Genomic DNA, 16770 nt, shown 5'->3' with positions numbered 1-16770 from the left:
CTCACTGTCCGTGGGGAAGGAGAGTGTCTAATGGTTTGTGTGTGGGAACCTAACCCGCATAAGGAGATGAACCAGAATGACTACTATGGCGAGACGAGATCCGGCTGATAAGGCCAAGATTGATGCGATTGAAAAGAAGCTGCTTGCTAACCCAGAAATCGCGAAACTGATTGATGAGCTAGGCACGTCCACCACGGATGCCAACGACCTAGTTCGGGGCATGTTGCAAGCCTCAATTACCCGGGGTTTGAATGCTGAAATGGATGCCCACCTAGGCTATGAGCCCGGCGATAGAGCAGCTAAAGCTACTGCTGAAACAGACAATCACCGCAACGGCACCTACCCGAAAACCGTGGATTCTAACTACGGGCCAGTAAACATTGATGTTCCACGAGACAGAAACGGCACGTTTGTTCCTACTATGGTGCCCAAAGGCTCTAGGCGGCTAACAGATGTTGACGATATGATTGTCAGCTTATATGCCGGCGGAATGACCATCCGCGATATCCAGCACCATATGGCTACTGCGATGCGGGTAGATATCTCCCATGAAACAATCTCTGCAGTAACTGATGCCGTCCTCGATGAGGTCATGGTCTGGCAAAACCGCCAGCTAGAAGAATTCTACCCAGTCATTTTCCTGGATGCGTTGCGCATTAAAGTCCGCGACGGCGGCCGGGTAGTCAACAAGTCCGCGTACATGGGCCTGACCCCCGGAAAGTGGACACGTCGGGGGTTAGCTATGCTGCTTTAGTCAGTGTAGCTGAAGTCTCGGCTTCAAAGACATCAGGCGCTACAAGATTGCACCAGGAGTGCCGCCGGCGCGTGTTGTAGCGCATGCACCACCGGAAGACTTCCCGGCGGCAGGAGATCGGATTGTCAAAGACTTTCCTATCACGCAAGACTTCCCGCTTGAGCGTGGCGTTAAACGATTCTGCTAGGGCGTTATCAGCACTCGTTCCTACCGCGCCCATAGACTGGCGCACACCCAACGACGAGCAATAGTTCCTAAAAGCTTGTGAGGTGTACACGCTGCCATGATCGGAATGGAATACAGCCCCGTCAAGACTGCCGCGTACACCGTGTGCGTGGGCTAGGGCATCGATGACCAGTGAGACTCGCATGTGGTCTGCGAGTGCATAACCTGCAAGTTTGCGTGAATACGTGTCAATGACTGTGGCCAAATACATGTTTTTCCCTCCCTTACACGGCAGATAGGTAATATCGCCGACATAGACGCGGTTCGGCTCGTTGGCTGTGAATTTGCGGCCAAGTAAATCCGGCATGACGCGGTGGCCAGGCTTGCGCCTGGTAGTGATGCATCGGCGGCGTTTGGTAAAGCCTTTAAGCCCCATGGCTTTCATGATTCGTGCGACTTTCTTGTGATTCGTCGGGCCAAAGCTCGTATCGGCTTTAAGGCTTGCAGCGATGCGTTTAGCGCCGTAGAGACCAAGCTCATCATCAAAGATGGTTGCGATCCTCGCACCGATAACGGCATCAGAATATATCTTTAACCTGCGATTTTTACGGGTTTGGACCCATTTATAAAACGAGGAACGATTCAGCTTTAACACATGGCACATCCGCTTGACCGAGTACTCGGTTCGGTGGTCATAGACAAACTGGAAGCGGATCACCAGTGAGTCTCTTCGGCAAAATATTTAGCGGCCTTGCGCAGGATGTCACGTTCTTCGCGCAGTTTTGCGTTTTCTTTTTCTAACTGGCGGATCCGTTCGGAATTATTCGCTGCTTGGGCTTGATCGTGCACTGCTTTTATGCGGGCACGTTTGCCGGTGCCGTACTTCTTGATCCAAGAATGCAGCGAGGCACGGTTGATGCCAAGCTCTGCTGATGCTGAGTTCAGTGAGAGGTCCTCATTGTTTTCGTAGAGGGCCACGGCATCGCGTTTGAACTGTTCGGAGTACCTGGACATGGTGGTAGATTACCTTTCTTTCCAGCCCGACTGGGCCGGATATCAGGTGTCCACCAAACAGGGGTCAGGTCCCATGGCAATCGGGGTGGACCTCGACGGGATCAAGCATATTTTGGGATTGTGGATTGCCAAAGAAGAAGGTGCTTCCTTTTGGGCACACGTGTGCGCCAACTTATCTAACCGCGGGGTCAAAGACGTCTTTATTGTCTGCTGTGACGGGCTGAAAGGCCTACCAGAGGCAGTGGAGGCAACTTGGCCGAACTCTATGGTGCAAACCTGTATCGTGCACCTGATACGTGCCGCGAATCGGTGGGTGGCCTATGGGGATCGCCGGGCTGTATCAGCCGCGTTGAAGAAGGTTTATACGGCTACTGATGAATCCACGGCAGAAGCAGCGTTGAAGGAATTTTCCGAGTCTGAACTGGGTGTGAAGTATCCTCAGTCGGTCAAGGTCTGGGAGGATGCGTGGGATAGATTCGTGCCATTTTTGCAGTTTCCTCCAGCGGCCAGGAAGGTCATCTATACAACGAATTCCATTGAATCGTTTAACAACCAGCTGCGTAAAGCCACCCGCAACAGGGTGCAGTTCACTAACGATGAATCCGCGCTCAAGACGCTGTGGTTGATGATCTGCAACATTGAAGACAAACGAGCCGCAAAGAGAGCGAAACAAGGCAAACGAGCCTCGGCTACCGCCAGCAGGCTCGTGGAAGGAGCCCGAGTTTCCGGCTGGAAACAAGCCATCAACCAAATGGCCGTAGCCTTTCCCGCCCGCTTCGACAAATACCTATAAACCTAGCCCCACACACAAACAACTTGACACGCTCCGATGGTTCGGGCGCGTAGTTCCCCGCGACGTTGTGAACGCGTTGCATAGGGTTAACCCGCCGATAGCGGTATGAGACCAGTGGAAATTGTAGTCGTGGCTGGACTCCACATACGCCTTCTGCCGGGCGCCCTGAGACTCAAATACGGCCGGGCGTAGGCCCGCTCAGTCATCAACGTGCGGTCGAACAGTTCCTCATTCCCGCTCGTCTGTGGCCGATTCGCCCCTGGTTCACCGGTGCTTGATACCCGGCCCCAACGCCTCGACGAACACGCGTGAACGGTAACAGGCGCCGTTGTCGGTCATCACCGCGCCGACACGCACACCCAGCGACGCGAAAAAGCCGCTTGCCCGCCGCCAAAAACCCGCCGCGGTGTCTTTATGCTCGTCGTCGAGGATCTCCGAGTGCACCACCCGGGAATGACCGTCGACCGCGTGATGCAGATACCGGTAGCCCCTGCCGGGTTTCGAACCTTTCCGCCCGGCCACGTCACTGGCCCGGCCGGACGCCCGGTCCTGGTCAGAGCCCCTGCCGAACATCCGCCACCCGCCACCGTCGGGGATGCGCCCGAGCTTTTTGATGTCGACGTGGACCATCGCCCCCCGGGGGCGTCGTGCTCGTAGCGCACCGGCGTCGGCTTTCTCACCGGCAGGCCAGTGGCCTGGTCGATGCAAGCGAGGTTCGGCATCCGGCAACGTTTGAGGACTCGCCCCACGGTCGACCGGGGGATGCCCAGGTGGTAGCCGATGCGGTGTGGGCCCCACCTGTGCAGGAACCTGAGATTGATAATGCGGCGTCCGGTGCGGGTGTCCAGCCGGTTCGGGTGCGAGTGCGGTCTGCTGGGCCGGTCGGTGAGCACCTGTCCTCGGTGCGCGTGTCATCAAGTCGCAGGTCATAGATCGAACTGAGGTGCTATAATCCTGCCTAGGTATATGGGCGGGTTAGAGTCTCGTTACTTCTCGCCCCGGGTTGGGCAACGGTTCGGGAAGGGAACGGCTGGGCCAACAAGCGAGACGGGGCAGCCCGTGCATCAAAGCATTTCGACACGCAGAGGGAAGCGATCGATGCCACCCGCACCACTCGACGCTAACTGAAGTGCCCCGAGTTTTGTTCCTAGGCATTTGCCTTGATTTCTATTATGGGCCTAACCCCCGACGTGTCCACTTTCCGGGGGTCAGGCCCGCTGACGCGGCCTTCAGCAACTCGTTGGTATCTCGAAGCTCTTGATTCTCACGGCGTGGCCTCGCGTTTTCGGCGGCCAAGTCCTCGGGCACTGGTTCTGGGGCGTTTCCTGCACGGCGGGCAGGCTTAAGTCCATTGACGGGCTGTGTGCCATGAAACCCCGAGCTTTGGGGCTACTGCCTGGCACGCGGGGTGCATTGACATGTTTTCCGCCACGATGCGGTCTTCCACGAGACGGACCACACGGTCCTTTGCATCCTGGTCAAATTTTCTTGGTATGTTCCAGATTTTCCCATCTACTCAAACGGAACAAAACCTGGGACACTGCAGGCTTAAAGCAATTTGTGCGTGGCCAATGGAAGTCCTGAGATGAAATGGCGCGGCTTTCCGCTGAGTGGATCCGTGAATTCTAAGTCCGTTGCTGTTAAGTGCATGGGTACGGACATGTCTTCAGCTTCCTCAGGAAAAATAGTGGGGTAGACAGGATCGCCGAGGATCGGTAAGCCCGCCTGCCACATGTGTAACCGCAATTGATGGGTCTTCCCAGTCTGTGGTTTTAGGGTGTAGATACCAAGATCGGGTAGTGACCCGTGAACTTTTTCATAAGGGGCCTTATCAATGGGTTCTACCGATTCTAGTGTGGTGAAAGCATTTGGTTCACCATCTGCTATTCGCCCCTGGATTTCACCGGGCGTTTTAGTTAGGTGGGAGGACCATTGGAGGGGCGTCGGCAAGCGGCGGAATTCCGCGACCGCCTGGTAGGTCTTGTGGACTTTCTTTTCTGCAAAGAGGGACTGGTAGGCGCCGCGGACGTCCTTGTGTTTGGTAAAAAGAAGCAGGCCCGAGGTGAGGCGGTCGAGGCGGTGTGCCGGCACTAACTCGTTGTTTCCGGTGGAACGGCGGAGGCGAACGGTGGCGGTTTCGACGATGTGCCGGGCGCGCGGCATGGTAGCCATGAATGGGGGCTTATCGGCTACCAGAATGTTGTCATCTTCATAGATTATGGGGATGTCATAGGGCACGGGTGTTTCTGGTGCAGGGATGCGGTAGAAAAAGACATCGACATCTTTGCCGAGCACGGTACCTGGCTTTAGGGGAGTTTGATCGCGCAGGACTACCTCGCCCGCGGTGAATCGGTCATGCAGCGCCTGTGCATCATCATTGGGGTGGCGGTGACGCTGGGAGGATATGACTTCGCTGAGAAAATCCCAGGTGCTACGGCCTGCCTCCGGGGTGCGTACGCGCGTAGGATTGAGCCCATTTTTGATGGGCAAAGGGATGAATCCCTTTTTGCGATGTATTAGTGTGTTTGACATGGATATTAATTCTCTCGCGGACCAGGTGATGGCCTTTTTCAATGATGGAATTGGCGCGGTGATAAGGGACGTATTCCGAACGCTCCTCGAAATTTTCTCTCCGTCCAATTCTGATCCTGCAACTGTCAACCATTAAGCCTAATCCGTACTATAATTAAGGTATAACCACCGAAAGGAAAGATCATGGCCAAGGAAGACATTGTAGTCGTCGCCGTCGACGGCTCTGACGCCTCAAAGAACGCCGTCCGTTGGGCAGCAAATACCGCGATGAAGAGGGAAATCCCCCTGCGCATCGCATCGAGCTACACCATACCGCAGTTCCTGTATGCAGAAGGTATGGTTCCGCCGAAGGACCTCTACGATGACTTGCAGGAAGAGACCCTGGAAAAGATCGAGGAAGCCCGTGCAATCGCTCACGAGGTAGCCCCAGAGCTCAAGATCGGGCACACCATCGCAGAGGGCTCCCCCATCGACATGCTCTTGGAGATGTCTCATGACGTCACCATGGTCGTGATGGGTTCGCGCGGTATGGGCGGCCTGTCTGGCATGGTCATGGGCTCTGTCTCCGCCGCAGTTGTCTCCCACGCCGCTTGCCCGGTAGTGGTGGTTCGTGAAGATAATAATGTCACCGACTCCACCAAGTACGGCCCAGTCGTCGTTGGTGTGGACGGTTCCGAGGTTTCTCAGAAGGCCACCTCCTATGCCTTCCGCGAAGCCCAGGCTCGCGGCGCGGCCCTCGTTGCCGTGCACACCTGGATGGATATGCAAATCCAGGCATCCCTCGCCGGCCTTTCTGCAGCTCAATCTGAGTGGGCAGAAATTGAAAAGGAACAGACTGAGGTGCTGGAAGAAAACCTGAAGGAACCGCGCGAAGATTTCCCCGATGTTGAGGTGAAGAAGCAGATCACCCGTGACCGCCCCGTCCGTGCATTGACGGAGGCCGCCGAAGGCGCGCAGCTTCTCGTCGTTGGCTCCCACGGCCGTGGTGGGTTCAAGGGCATGGTCCTTGGCTCTACCTCCCGCGCATTGTTGCAGTCTGCACCGTGCCCGATGATGGTGGTACGCCCAGACGACGAAGGCTAAATCTTTCGCTAGCCTGACTTCCCGGCGCTCTTCTCCCGGCTTTCGCAGCTAGGGAGTGGAGCGTTTCTGGTGTTTTAGAGCCACTTTGCTATACAAATGTGTCGTATTTGTTATCCCCACTCGAGCCGCGGGGGTTTAAACTGGGGAGTATTCGATACGTTTATATTAGGAGGAAATCATGGGATTAGGTTTGGGTCTATTCACCTCGATCATTGTTGGTATCATCGCTGGTTGGCTGGCAGAGAAGATTATGAAGCGTGACCACGGGTTGTTTACCAACCTGGTGGTGGGTGTTGTCGGTGGCCTCATCGGTGGCATCATCATCCAACTACTGAATATTGAGGCTAGTGGTGGTTGGATCTTCTCCATCATCGCGGCCACCGCGGGCGCTTGCCTCTTGCTGTGGATTGTGGACAAGGTGAAACAATAGTCCGCATATAATTAGCGTACATACCGGTTTGTCTATAAAGTGTAGATGAACCGGTTTTGTCGTTGTAGAGAGGAATCCATGGCAGAGAAGAAGTCGCGCCGCAATCGACCCAGCCCGCGGAGCCGATTGTTGGAATCTGCAACCAAGCTCTTTAAAACTGAGGGCATTCGCGTCATCGGTATTGACCGCATCTTGCGCGAAGCGGATGTGGCCAAGGCATCCCTATATTCGTTGTTTGGTTCCAAGGATGCCTTGGTTATTGCCTACGTAGAGTCCTTGGATGAGCAGTTCCGCCAGGACTGGGAGCAGCGGACGGCTGCCATGCAGGATCCGGACCAAAAGATCCTGGCCTTTTTTGACAAGGTCATTGAGGAAGAGCCGGAAGAAGGATTCCGCGGTTCGCACTTCTTGAATGCAGCGGGCGAGTACCCGCGGCCTGAAACGGATTCGGAGCGCGGCATCGTCGCGGCCTGCATGCAGCATCGCGATTGGGTGCACTCCACCTTGACAGCTCTGTTGACGGAGCGCAACGGCTATCCCTCGGCCTCCCAAGCAAGCCAGCTCTTAATTTTCCTCGATGGCGGTCTCGCCGGATCCCGCCTGACCAAGGAAGCAGGGCCGCTCTATACCGCCCGCGAGCTGGCTACTCAGATGCTTTCGGCTCCTCCTGCTGATTATTCGATTTAAGGTGCTTGTGCGCCTCCATGCGCAGCCGGTTGACCCGCTTTTTCTCCTCTTTGGAAAGAGCGGGTTGTTTTTCTTTATTGCGCCAATTTTGAAGGCTCTCACGACGCATCGCATTCACTTCATCTGTAAGCGGGTAGAACTCGCGCAGCATGATTTCGAAGATGATGGTCTGAATGAGGGTGATCCAATAGGCACAGCCCCAATAAATAATGATTGCGACGGGAATGGGGCCATTATGGGCCAGGTGCCAGAGGAAGAAGGGCACGATGATGAGCAAGATGCCCATGAAGATGAATACGCGGCGGTTCAGTTTTAGATCGAATTGCGTGGTGCGGAAGCTGCGGATCAGGGCGATGATGGAATTCGCCATGGTAAAGACGATGGCCGCAATGAGCACGGGATTAAGCAGATCGCCGTGTTCGCGGGCGAAATCAGTGATCGGGGCGCCGTAGAAAGTGGTTTCACGGAAGGCCGCGACGTCGTCAGCATTGAGCATGCCGACGGTCTTTGAGTCCTGATCGATTTTCGACATCCGAAGGATCACTTGGTACAAACCAATGAAAACCGGAATCATGATGAGCGGAGGGATGCAACCAGCAGCAGGTTTGTAGTTATAGCTCTTCATGAGGTCTTGCTGCTTTTTGATGAGCGCAGCCATTTCCTCTTTGGTACTGGCGTGGTTCATCTCCTTGGAGATATGGTTATTCTCCGGCCGCATGAGAACGCCGATGCGTGCGGAGCGCACCGACATCCAGTTGAGGGGGATGACGATGCCTCTCACGGTGAGCACCAAAAGGAAAATGGAGACAAGCCAGGCAGCGGATTCATCAACGAAGCCGCTGATAAGCCAATGCCAGAATTTCATGATTCCGGAAACCGGGTACATGAAGAACTCGAACATGCTGTACCTTTCGGTGAGGAAGTATGGTTTAGAACATGACAAAAGTTCTCGGCGAACTCATGCTAACCATTGGTTTGGTTTTAGTTCTATTTGCATTCTATGAAGCATATTGGACGAATGTGGAATCAGGGCGCTTACAAGATGAAGCTAATGCGAAATTAGAAGAGCAGTGGCGCAACCCGCGGGAGAAGAAAGACCCAGATTTGGGAGAGGCCTTCGCACAGATGTCCATCCCTGCCTTTGGCTCTGATTATCACTTTGCCATCATCCAAGGTACGGATGAAGATGATTTATTGCGCGGCCCTGGCCACTATGAGGACACGCAAATGCCAGGTGAATTAGGGAATTTTGCGGTAGCTGGGCACCGCGTGGGCAAGGGTGCCCCATTCAATGATTTGGGTTCATTGCACACCTGCGATGACATCATCATCGAAACCCACACGGAAAAGATTACCTACAAGGTGCTGCCCATCGATGGCGAGCATGCGGATTGCTTCGATGAAGTACCAGAAGAATATACCCATGTTGCCGGCAGGCATATCACCACGCCTGGCGATGTCTCAGTGATCGACCCCGTGCCGGGGACTGAAGCAGACCCCACGCGGGGAATGCTGACTCTGACCACCTGTCACCCGCAATTTTCCAACGCCGAGCGCATGATTGTGCACGCGATGGAAGTTGGAAAGGAAGCTAAGTAATGTATCGCGCTTTGTGGAATCTATTGCCAGGGCCGAAGCCAGTGAAGGCGCTGCTTGCCATTGCCATTGCTGTGGGAGTCTTCTTCCTCCTTATGGAGATCGTCTTCCCCTGGGTTTCGCCGATGATGCCCTATAACGACGTCGCGGTTTAAAGCCCTAAATTGGCAATCGCTTCCTGGGCAATCTGCTCGGACTTGAAGGTCTGTTGCTGATTGCTCCACACCAGCACCGCGTGGGTATCCTTTTGCACGGCGTAGACGGCCTGCTCATTGACGATGCCCCGTCCGCCTTCCCAGCCTGCAAAGGAGGCGGGCTCGGTGGCATCGATTGGCGCGGCCCAATCCACCGCGGCGCGGGCGTCTTCTACGGTGGGCATATCGCGCACGATGACGGTAGCTTGCGGGTGGTCCTGATAAGACCAAAAGACGCACGCGGGGGTGGGAAAGCGCGTGTCGATGCCCTGCTTGGTCAGGCGCTCGCCGTTGGTATTTTCCAACCAACCGGGATCGATATAGGGACAATCGCTCCATTCATTGACCTCTGCGGTCTGTTCCACGTTGATGGCGGCGCTTTCCGATGCCACCTCGTCTCCCGATTCGTCCTGGTCTGCTTGCTCGGTCTGGCATCCCGCGATCCCTATTCCGGTCAGGGTGAGAAGGACAAGTAGGCTTTTGCGCATGAGCTCCACACTAGATCGGGATACCGATGCGCTACGCACCGGCATTCATTTCTTGACGGCGGTCCTGCTGGTGGTGGGTATTTTTACCTCGGTGAAGATGCCGCTATCCCAGTCCCTTATCAACCTATTGCTATTGGTGGGGTTCGCGGCCGTCTACTTTGCGGGATCGATCTATGCGGAGCAGTGGCCGCGACCCATGCGCTACTTGTGGATCAGCATCCTCACGGTGTTATGGGGTGCGGATTTATTTGTGGCTCCCGCCGCCATCTATCTGGTATTCGTCATGTACTTTTTGTACCTGACTGTGCTGGATATGACCGCAGGAATCCTGTGCGTCATCGGCGCTACCGTGCTCACCGTCGTGGTGCAAATACCGGGAGGCCTGACCTTTGGTGGAGTGATGGGCCCGGCGGTCTCGGCACTGGTAACCGTGGCGATTACGTATGCGTTTCGCACCCTATCGCGCATGAACCGGGAGCTAGTAGAAACTCGTACGCAGTTGGCGGCCACGGAACGAGACGCGGGCATGGTGGCCGAGCGCCAGCGCATCGCCCACGAGATTCATGACACCTTGGCCCAGGGGCTGTCATCGATTCAGATGCTCCTGCACTCCGCCGACCGGGATCTGGATAAAGAAGACATTGCTGCCGCACGCAGGCGCATTGAGCTTGCGCGGCGGGCCGCAGCGGATAACCTGCATGAGGCGCGTGCCATGATTGCGGCGCTGCAGCCGCCCACACTAACGGAGACCTCCCTCGAGGCGGCGCTGACGCGCATGGCGGAAAACTTCGCCGCTACGGCGGGGTTCCAGGTGGAGGTCGAAAGCGAAGGCGCGGAGCAACAGTTGCCGATGAAAATAGAGGCGGCGCTATTGCGGATTGCACAGGGAGCGGTGGGGAACATCGTCAAGCATGCCCATGCCAGCCGCGCCCGGATCACCGTCACCTATGAAACCGACGAGGTGCGCGTGGATGTAGTGGATAATGGGCAGGGTTTTGATCCCGCGACGGTGGAAAGCGCGCCGACGGGCCTGGGGCATATCGGCCTTTCTGCCATGCGGCGCCGCGCGCAGGAGCTGGGCGGCGAGGTGGTCATAGAATCCGCGCCGGGGGAGGGAACGGCTGTGTCAGTTAGTATGCCCTTTGATAAGGCGGTAGATTAAACTTTTGGTTGAGAAAAACATCGATAGGAGGGATGTCGTGATTCGGGTCCTTTTGGCAGATGACCACGAGATCGTGCGGCTGGGGCTGCGTTCGGTGCTCGAAGGCGCAGAAGATATCGACGTCGTGGGCGAGGTAGCGACGGCGGAGGCGGCGGTGTCCGCGGCACAAGCAGGCGGTATCGATGTCATCCTCATGGACCTTCGGTTCGGGGCGGGCCTGGAGGGAACGCGCGTTATGGGTGGCGTTGAAGCTACCGCGCAGATTCGGTCCTCCATGAGCACGCCGCCCAAGGTGCTGGTCATCACCAATTACGACACCGATGCGGATATCCTCGGCGCCATCGAGGCAGGCGCGGTGGGCTACCTCTTGAAAGATGCCCCACCGCAGGAGCTTTTGGATGCCGTCCATTCGACGGCGGAGGGGGACTCTGCGCTCTCGCCCATCGTGGCCGACCGCCTCATGACCCGGGTCCGCACGCCCCGCACGTCGTTGACCCCGCGCGAACTAGAAGTGTTGCAACTGGTGGCTGCGGGGGCCTCGAACCGACAAATTGGCCATGACCTCATGCTTTCTGAGGCAACGGTGAAATCCCACCTCGTGCACATTTATGACAAGTTGGGCGTGCGCTCCCGCACGTCCGCAGTGGCGGCCGCCAGGGAACAGGGCGTGCTGTAAAGGCCTAGTGGGCGGCGTTGTAGGCGTCGATAATGTCCTGGGGGATTTTGCCGCGGCGCGCTACGTCATGGCCCTGCTTTTTCGCCCATTCGCGGACCTTGCGGGGATCGACCTGTGGGGATTCCGCATCGGGGGCGGCATGTGCGGCCTCGACAAAGGGGGCGATTGCCTCGTGGAAACGGCGAGCATTGTCGCGGGATAGATCCATGATGTAGCTGCGCCCGTTGACGCTGAAGCGAACTACTTCTAATTCATCCTCACCAATGAGTTCATTATCAAGGTCATCATAAAATTGCGTGATTTCGCGACGTGCCATAGTACCTCCAAGGTTTATTGCGTCGAGATGTTGGACTAATACCGGAATTTGGAATCTGAATTAACTTTAATTCAATTCTACCAGTGCGGAAATTAATAGACAATAAAAATTTACTTATTGGCACTTGCGTATAAAAATATCGCCGCCACCTTAAAGAAAGGTGAACGGCGATTGGTGGGAAGAAAAGGAGAAATTAAGCGCCCAGGCGCTGTTGAATCTCCGCAGTAACGGAATCGATCTCTCCGCTAATGGTCTTATGCGCGCGGCGGCGCTGCTGTTCCGTCATGAATTCGGCGTTATCGATCGCGGCATCAACCTCTTCGAGGCGCTCGCGCACGTCCCGCTTGAAGCCACTGGGCAGATCTACATCCTTGAGGGAATTACGGATGCCGGCGGTGCGTGCCTTGAGCGGGGCGCCGTAACCGGAAAAAGAGGCCATTTCCGCCGAACTTACGCCTGCTTTGTGGGCCTTGCGCTTTTCTTTTTCGGACTTCAGTCCCACAAATGCGCGATAAACGAGGGGAAGCAACAGCGGGGCGGCGGTGCGCAATGCGCCTGCATAGCGCTTGACCTTGCCGGCATTAAAGTGGCCCTCGCGCAACTTTTCCAGTTCTTTTTCTGCCATTTTCTGTTCGTGTTTCCGGCGCTTTTTGAGGCCCTTTTCTTCGGCCTTAACAAGATGCTTTTCTTGCTTGGCAAGGAGCTTTTGTTGGCGGCGACGATCCTTCGACTGGGCCTTTACCTCAGCCTTGGCGCGCGCCTTCGCTGCCTTGGCCTGCGCGCGTGCCTCCTGGCGAGCCTTTTTCAATTTCTTGAGGATACTCATTATTTTCCCTTACGTTCGATCGAGTCTGGATTCAACATTACCTTGCTGTTCTATTAAGCTCACCCGGTGTGGAGGATGTCGTTGTAGCTTCGGATCTCGTTGGGTGCCGCTATCGCTTGGTGCAGCGGCGCGCCCACCCCGAGATTCCGCGCACCCGATCCTCGATCGCTAGGGCCGAGCGCCACAGCGCCGCCGTGGACGCGGTCATGGAATTATTCCCGCGCAAATCCCCTGGCCGTTTCCGGCGCATCGATCTAGAAGGCGATGATTGGGAACGCGCCATGGCCACGCTCGAGGCCATCGCCTCCGGCTATACCCACATCACCAATGCGGTCTTTGCCACCGAAAAGTGGAAAGTACACGTGGAATTGCTTCTCCGAGAGGGCAGCTCCTATACCCCCATTATTGTGAGCAACCACCGTGTCGCGCGCAAGCACCCAAAGAAAACTACGCTGGCCGTACCGACTCATCGCCTTGGGCTGAGCGAACCCATGGAGGTTCCGTATAAGTCGCGCCACCATGCCGTCGATGGCTATCGTCTGGCGCTCGCCGCCCAGGCCCTGGAGGATATGGGCCTGAACTCCGGGCGCGGCGGTGCCATCGGTCAGGACCGCCAGCAGGCCTTTTTCACGGAGACGGCGAAATTTGACGTGCAGCGCGCCTGGGATAAGCCGCTTCCCACCGCACCAGTGCGGGTCAAGGAGTGCGCGAGCTGTAGGTTCTGGCCCTTGTGCGAGCAAGAGCTGGTGGCGGCGGATGATATTTCCCTTTTCTTACCGGGCGATCGCGCACGCCCCTTCCGCGAGCGCGGCATTACCACGGTGCAGGCGCTTATCGATGCCAATGTGGGCGAGCCCTCCCGCCTCGCGGCCGCGTGGCGCTCCGGTCAGACGCTGCTGTGCCGCGGAGATACGGCGGTGCCGCGCGCGGATATTGAGGTGGATGTGGACATGGAAGCCTACATGGACCAAGGCGCTTACCTGTGGGGCGCGTGGTTCGAGGGCGAGTACCACCCCTTCGTGACTTGGGAGCCGCTGGGCGGACGCGCTGAGGCGGAGAACTTCGCCGAATTTTGGCGGTGGTTAATGCAGTTGCGCGATACAGCGCATGCGGAGGGTAAGACCTTTGCGGCCTATTGCTATTCCGCGCACGGCGAAAACCACTGGATGCGCCGTTCCGCGCAGCGCTTCCGAGAGGTGGATGAACGGGAAGTAGAAGACTTTATCTCTTCCCCGGAGTGGGTGGATATGTTTGCCTACGTGAAGAGATCCTTCGCGGGGCCCTTTGGGCTGGGGCTCAAGGTGGTGGCCCCAGTGGCGGGATTCCGGTGGCCAGACGAGGACTTTGATGGCGAAGAATCCGTGAACGCGCGCCGGGAGGCCCTAGCGGGCGACATGAGCGTCCGGCAGCGCCTTTTGGACTATAACGCCGGCGATGTGCACGCCACTCGGATAGTGCGCGAGTGGATGAGCGACGGCGCGCCGGGAATCCCGGAGCTCTAGAGCGCGGCAATGAAAACGTATATGAACAGCAGGATGCCAAGGCCGATATAGATTTGGTTCCAGTCCGCGATGGTTTTTGGCTCGGGACCTTCCGCCTTTTTCATCAACACCTGCTTTTGGGCCTTGACCGCGCGGGCAATGAGAATGGGGTAGATGGCCAAGGAGCCGATGCATAGCAGCGAGGCCACTACCTTAAGCACGGAGATATCCGTGCCGATCCAGATAAGCAGCCCGCCATTGACGAAGGTGGCGCGCAACAGACCCCACCGATCCAGCTCTTGCAGCCCCGCGCGGACCGCGCCGGGGCCGCCGCCCATGGTGGTGGGAAGAAGATAGCTCATGACTCCGATGAGCAGCTGCGCCGCAAAGCCCACCACGAGGCCGAGCGTCGGAAGCCCTGGTTCTGCCACGAGGAAGTGCTGCGTGGTGTAGTACGCCAAAGATAGCACCAGCCAGAGCGCGGCCATCAGCACCGAGACGGAGGCAAAGTTAACGCGGTCGCGCGGAGCGCGGGCGACGTCGATGACGTTGCCAAGCCACTGCTGCAGGCTCAGGATCCAGCCGATGCAATAGATAATCAGCCCGAGCTGCGGGAAGTCCAGAAACGCGCCGATGATCGTTGCCACCACGCCCAGGGTAAGCAGCAGGAACGAAGAGGACATGCGCTCGTTAGTGCCCTGCGTGCGCCAGATGGTGGGAAAGAGGATGGTCAACGAACCTGCCGCGGCAAGGCCAATGAAACCGCCGATATTGGCGGCGATATGGGCCAAGAGCAACTGCGGATCGCCGGGGTGGATAGCCAGGATTGCGCCGAAGACCGCGCCTACCGGTAGGCACAGCGCGGATAGCACATAGGCGCCGACAACTGGGCGGAAGCGCTTATCCTTGGCGGAGCGCCACTGGGTAAACAGGGACACCCCGTGCCATAAGACGGCAAGCGCGATAAGCGTGGCACCAATCTGGGTCAGTATCCAGTGGTGATCCCAGAACTGCACGAGGATTTGGCCCGCCACGGCGATGATGATGCCGATATTGAGGATATAGATGCGCGCGAGCTGTTTGGGGCGGGCGGAATCCGGCAGTTTTTGTTGGACGAATTTTTCCGTCAGGTGCTGCGACCACACCACGATGCTGTTGGTAACCAGGCCCAACGTGAAGAGGTGGATAAGTACCCAGCGATAATTGGGCACGAATATGTGCGCTGCGCCCACCACGATGAAGACCATCATCCAGATGGACACGGGGCGTGAGGCTTTGCGGTGCCAGGTGCGGCTCGACCACTTATCTTGAGGCATAAAACCGAGTTTAGTCGGATTTAAGTTTGGTCCAAGTCAACCCCGTGAGAGCGAGCGCGAAGGCGGTGAAGCAGGCGATGAATTGGTGCCAGGTGAGGGCATCGAAAAGCGTGCCTGCCAATGCGCCCACGATAGAAGAGCCCAGGTAATAACAGAAAACGTACATTGAGGACGCCTCGGCGCGGTCATGGGTGGCTAGTTGCCCCACCCAGCCGGACGCGGTGGATTGGACCGCGAAGAAACCGACGGTCAGGCACACCATGCCAATAAGCGTCATGGCCAGGTTGCCGGCGCAGAGGATAATGCCCACGGTAAAGAGCACGGCGGAACCGACCATGGTTTTTCCGTGCCCAATGCGGGCGACCAGCGTGCCCGCCCGGGCCGAGGACCACGTGCCGGAGAGGTAAAACAGGAAGGTAAAACCAGCCAGCGCCGGGGACAGGCCAAAATCCCCGGTCAGGCGGAAGGTGAGGAAGTTATACATAGACACGAAGGTGCCCATGGATAAAAAGGCAACGATAAATAGTGTGGCCAGATCCTTATTCGCCCAGTGCCCAAAGACCGCGCTGAGCTCGGAGCGGAAGTGGATTGGCTTGGGGTGAAAATTCCGCTGGGCGGGCAGGAGGAGCCAACAGGTAATGGCAAAGACCAAGGAGACCACGGCGGAGCCGAGCATCGCCCAGCGCCATGAGGAAAACTCCACCAAGCCAGCGGGAATGATGCGGCCGGTGAGCCCGCCCACGGAATTGCCGGCGATATAAAGTCCCATCGCTTTAGGCAAAGCATGATCCTCGAGCTCTTCTGAAAGCCAGGCCATCGCCGTCGCCGGAGCGCCGGATAACATCGCACCCTGCAGCCCGCGCAGGGCAATGAGCTGCCAGCCCTCTTGGGCTAGGGGCACCACGAGGCCCAGGATGGTGGCGGCGATGGCGGAGATGAGGAGGATGCGCCCGCGCCCATAGCACTCAGAAAGGATGGACGCCGGAACCACGCAGATGGCCAACGCGCCGGTGGCGGCCGAAACAGTCATGGCCGCTTCCGTGTGCGAGATGCCCATATCCGTTACCAGCGTGGGCAAAATTGCTTGGGTGGTATAGAGGCTAGAAAACACCGCCAAGCCCAAAAGGAGCATGGCGATGGTGGCGCGCCGGTTTCTGGTCATGCATACCAGCATTCTCCTCACAGGCGGCGGTGTAAATTTCGCCACACCCTTGATGGGGTTAGTGCAAGCATAAAAATGCCGCCCTTCCAGCAAGG

General features: G+C 57.1%; 16 protein-coding genes and 5 pseudogenes. 11 read left to right on the top strand and 10 right to left on the bottom strand.

Going from position 1 to position 16770, the window contains the following annotated elements:
• Nucleotides 1–85: 85 nt before the first annotated feature.
• Nucleotides 86–709, top strand: a pseudogene (locus tag HMPREF1257_RS09620) (transposase); the annotation flags it as partial.
• A 31-nt stretch (nt 710–740) separates the two neighbouring features.
• Here the strand turns inward: HMPREF1257_RS09620 and HMPREF1257_RS09615 are convergent.
• Nucleotides 741–1933, bottom strand: a protein-coding gene (locus HMPREF1257_RS09615) for an IS3 family transposase (RefSeq protein WP_156904635.1) whose coding sequence is annotated in 2 segments (ribosomal slippage) — nt 741–1654 and nt 1654–1933 — 1194 coding nt in all. Because the reading frame shifts where the segments join, the coding sequence is not laid out codon by codon here.
• 73 nt (nt 1934–2006) lie between these two features.
• On the opposite strand from HMPREF1257_RS09615, the pseudogene HMPREF1257_RS09605 reads away from it, so the two are divergent.
• Nucleotides 2007–2726 (top strand): annotated as a pseudogene (locus HMPREF1257_RS09605) (IS256 family transposase); the annotation flags it as partial.
• Between the two features lie 49 nt (nt 2727–2775).
• Here HMPREF1257_RS09605 and HMPREF1257_RS12540 read toward each other — a convergent pair.
• Nucleotides 2776–3616 (bottom strand): annotated as a pseudogene (locus HMPREF1257_RS12540) (IS481 family transposase); the annotation flags it as partial.
• Nucleotides 3617–3751: 135 nt separating this feature from the next.
• Here HMPREF1257_RS12540 and HMPREF1257_RS12685 point away from each other — a divergent pair.
• A pseudogene (locus HMPREF1257_RS12685) lies at nt 3752–3850 on the top strand (DUF2188 domain-containing protein); the annotation flags it as partial.
• A gap of 218 nt (nt 3851–4068) precedes the next feature.
• On the opposite strand, the pseudogene HMPREF1257_RS12535 reads toward HMPREF1257_RS12685, so the two are convergent.
• Nucleotides 4069–4267 (bottom strand): annotated as a pseudogene (locus HMPREF1257_RS12535) (hypothetical protein).
• Nucleotides 4268–4274: 7 nt separating this feature from the next.
• Entirely contained in the window at nt 4275–5321 is a 1047-nt protein-coding gene (locus HMPREF1257_RS09595) for a pseudouridine synthase (RefSeq protein ID WP_084529695.1), read from the bottom strand.
• Between the two features lie 120 nt (nt 5322–5441).
• Between HMPREF1257_RS09595 and HMPREF1257_RS09590 the strand changes: the two genes are divergently transcribed.
• From HMPREF1257_RS09590 to HMPREF1257_RS09580, 3 genes are all read left to right on the top strand, one after another.
• Nucleotides 5442–6341, top strand: a complete 900-nt coding sequence (locus HMPREF1257_RS09590) for a universal stress protein (protein WP_023024400.1) — start codon at nt 5442–5444, stop codon at nt 6339–6341.
• A 178-nt stretch (nt 6342–6519) separates the two neighbouring features.
• Nucleotides 6520–6771 carry a GlsB/YeaQ/YmgE family stress response membrane protein gene (locus tag HMPREF1257_RS09585; protein ID WP_023024398.1) on the top strand — a complete coding sequence of 84 codons (252 nt, stop codon included), beginning with the start codon at nt 6520–6522 and terminating at the stop codon, nt 6769–6771.
• 78 nt (nt 6772–6849) lie between these two features.
• Nucleotides 6850–7458 carry a TetR/AcrR family transcriptional regulator gene (locus HMPREF1257_RS09580; RefSeq protein ID WP_023024396.1) on the top strand — a complete coding sequence of 203 codons (609 nt, stop codon included), beginning with the start codon at nt 6850–6852 and terminating at the stop codon, nt 7456–7458.
• Here the strand turns inward: HMPREF1257_RS09580 and yidC are convergent.
• A complete protein-coding gene (gene yidC / locus HMPREF1257_RS09575; RefSeq protein WP_023024394.1) occupies nt 7415–8359 on the bottom strand; it encodes a membrane protein insertase YidC in 945 nt (314 codons plus the stop codon). The genes HMPREF1257_RS09580 and yidC overlap by 44 nt on opposite strands.
• Nucleotides 8360–8394: 35 nt before the next feature.
• Between yidC and HMPREF1257_RS09570 the strand changes: the two genes are divergently transcribed.
• Both HMPREF1257_RS09570 and HMPREF1257_RS12420 read left to right on the top strand, forming a co-directional pair.
• Nucleotides 8395–9057, top strand: a complete 663-nt coding sequence (locus HMPREF1257_RS09570) for a class E sortase (RefSeq protein ID WP_023024392.1) — start codon at nt 8395–8397, stop codon at nt 9055–9057.
• Complete coding sequence (locus HMPREF1257_RS12420) at nt 9057–9209, top strand: hypothetical protein (protein WP_023024390.1); 153 nt, start codon at nt 9057–9059, stop codon at nt 9207–9209. The genes HMPREF1257_RS09570 and HMPREF1257_RS12420 overlap by 1 nt, the downstream gene beginning before the upstream one ends.
• Here HMPREF1257_RS12420 and HMPREF1257_RS09560 read toward each other — a convergent pair.
• Nucleotides 9206–9736: a DUF2020 domain-containing protein gene (locus HMPREF1257_RS09560; RefSeq protein ID WP_034659534.1), complete on the bottom strand. Its 531-nt coding sequence runs from the start codon at nt 9734–9736 to the stop codon at nt 9206–9208. The genes HMPREF1257_RS12420 and HMPREF1257_RS09560 overlap by 4 nt on opposite strands.
• Between HMPREF1257_RS09560 and HMPREF1257_RS09555 the strand changes: the two genes are divergently transcribed.
• Together HMPREF1257_RS09555 and HMPREF1257_RS09550 are read left to right on the top strand one after the other, a co-directional pair.
• The gene (locus HMPREF1257_RS09555) at nt 9735–10898 is read left to right on the top strand and encodes a sensor histidine kinase (RefSeq protein WP_023024386.1); all 1164 of its coding nucleotides are present in this window, start codon (nt 9735–9737) and stop codon (nt 10896–10898) included. The two genes, HMPREF1257_RS09560 and HMPREF1257_RS09555, sit on opposite strands and share 2 nt — an antisense overlap.
• 37 nt (nt 10899–10935) lie before the next feature.
• Nucleotides 10936–11574 carry a response regulator transcription factor gene (locus HMPREF1257_RS09550; protein WP_023018163.1) on the top strand — a complete coding sequence of 213 codons (639 nt, stop codon included), beginning with the start codon at nt 10936–10938 and terminating at the stop codon, nt 11572–11574.
• Nucleotides 11575–11578: 4 nt separating this feature from the next.
• On the opposite strand, the gene HMPREF1257_RS09545 is transcribed toward HMPREF1257_RS09550, so the two are convergent.
• Nucleotides 11579–11890, bottom strand: coding sequence for an Lsr2 family protein (locus HMPREF1257_RS09545; protein WP_023024383.1), 312 nt, complete (start codon nt 11888–11890; stop codon nt 11579–11581).
• A gap of 193 nt (nt 11891–12083) precedes the next feature.
• On the bottom strand, nt 12084–12716 hold the full coding sequence (locus tag HMPREF1257_RS09540; protein WP_023024381.1) for a DUF6474 family protein: 633 nt from the start codon (nt 12714–12716) through the stop codon (nt 12084–12086).
• A gap of 68 nt (nt 12717–12784) precedes the next feature.
• On the opposite strand from HMPREF1257_RS09540, the gene HMPREF1257_RS09535 reads away from it, so the two are divergent.
• On the top strand, nt 12785–14218 hold the full coding sequence (locus HMPREF1257_RS09535; RefSeq protein ID WP_023024379.1) for a TM0106 family RecB-like putative nuclease: 1434 nt from the start codon (nt 12785–12787) through the stop codon (nt 14216–14218).
• Here the strand turns inward: HMPREF1257_RS09535 and HMPREF1257_RS09530 are convergent.
• The gene (locus HMPREF1257_RS09530) at nt 14215–15513 is read right to left on the bottom strand and encodes a hypothetical protein (RefSeq protein ID WP_023024377.1); all 1299 of its coding nucleotides are present in this window, start codon (nt 15511–15513) and stop codon (nt 14215–14217) included. The genes HMPREF1257_RS09535 and HMPREF1257_RS09530 overlap by 4 nt on opposite strands.
• A gap of 10 nt (nt 15514–15523) precedes the next feature.
• Nucleotides 15524–16675, bottom strand: a complete 1152-nt coding sequence (locus tag HMPREF1257_RS09525; RefSeq protein WP_023024375.1) for an MFS transporter — start codon at nt 16673–16675, stop codon at nt 15524–15526.
• Nucleotides 16676–16770 lie beyond the last annotated feature (95 nt).

The organism is Corynebacterium sp. KPL1814 (assembly GCF_000478175.1).
Classification (GTDB): domain Bacteria; phylum Actinomycetota; class Actinomycetes; order Mycobacteriales; family Mycobacteriaceae; genus Corynebacterium.
This window is presented reverse-complemented; position numbering and strand designations above follow the sequence as displayed.

Coding starts and splice junctions, on each gene's coding strand:
- HMPREF1257_RS09590 (WP_023024400.1), top strand. CDS start 5,442: ATGGCCAAGGAAGACATTGTAGTCGTCGCCGTCGACGGCTCTGACGCC.
- HMPREF1257_RS09585 (WP_023024398.1), top strand. CDS start 6,520: ATGGGATTAGGTTTGGGTCTATTCACCTCGATCATTGTTGGTATCATC.
- HMPREF1257_RS09580 (WP_023024396.1), top strand. CDS start 6,850: ATGGCAGAGAAGAAGTCGCGCCGCAATCGACCCAGCCCGCGGAGCCGA.
- yidC (WP_023024394.1), bottom strand. CDS start 8,359: ATGTTCGAGTTCTTCATGTACCCGGTTTCCGGAATCATGAAATTCTGG.
- HMPREF1257_RS09570 (WP_023024392.1), top strand. CDS start 8,395: ATGACAAAAGTTCTCGGCGAACTCATGCTAACCATTGGTTTGGTTTTA.
- HMPREF1257_RS12420 (WP_023024390.1), top strand. CDS start 9,057: ATGTATCGCGCTTTGTGGAATCTATTGCCAGGGCCGAAGCCAGTGAAG.
- HMPREF1257_RS09555 (WP_023024386.1), top strand. CDS start 9,735: ATGAGCTCCACACTAGATCGGGATACCGATGCGCTACGCACCGGCATT.
- HMPREF1257_RS09560 (WP_034659534.1), bottom strand. CDS start 9,736: ATGCGCAAAAGCCTACTTGTCCTTCTCACCCTGACCGGAATAGGGATC.
- HMPREF1257_RS09545 (WP_023024383.1), bottom strand. CDS start 11,890: ATGGCACGTCGCGAAATCACGCAATTTTATGATGACCTTGATAATGAA.
- HMPREF1257_RS09540 (WP_023024381.1), bottom strand. CDS start 12,716: ATGAGTATCCTCAAGAAATTGAAAAAGGCTCGCCAGGAGGCACGCGCG.
- HMPREF1257_RS09530 (WP_023024377.1), bottom strand. CDS start 15,513: ATGCCTCAAGATAAGTGGTCGAGCCGCACCTGGCACCGCAAAGCCTCA.
- HMPREF1257_RS09525 (WP_023024375.1), bottom strand. CDS start 16,675: ATGACCAGAAACCGGCGCGCCACCATCGCCATGCTCCTTTTGGGCTTG.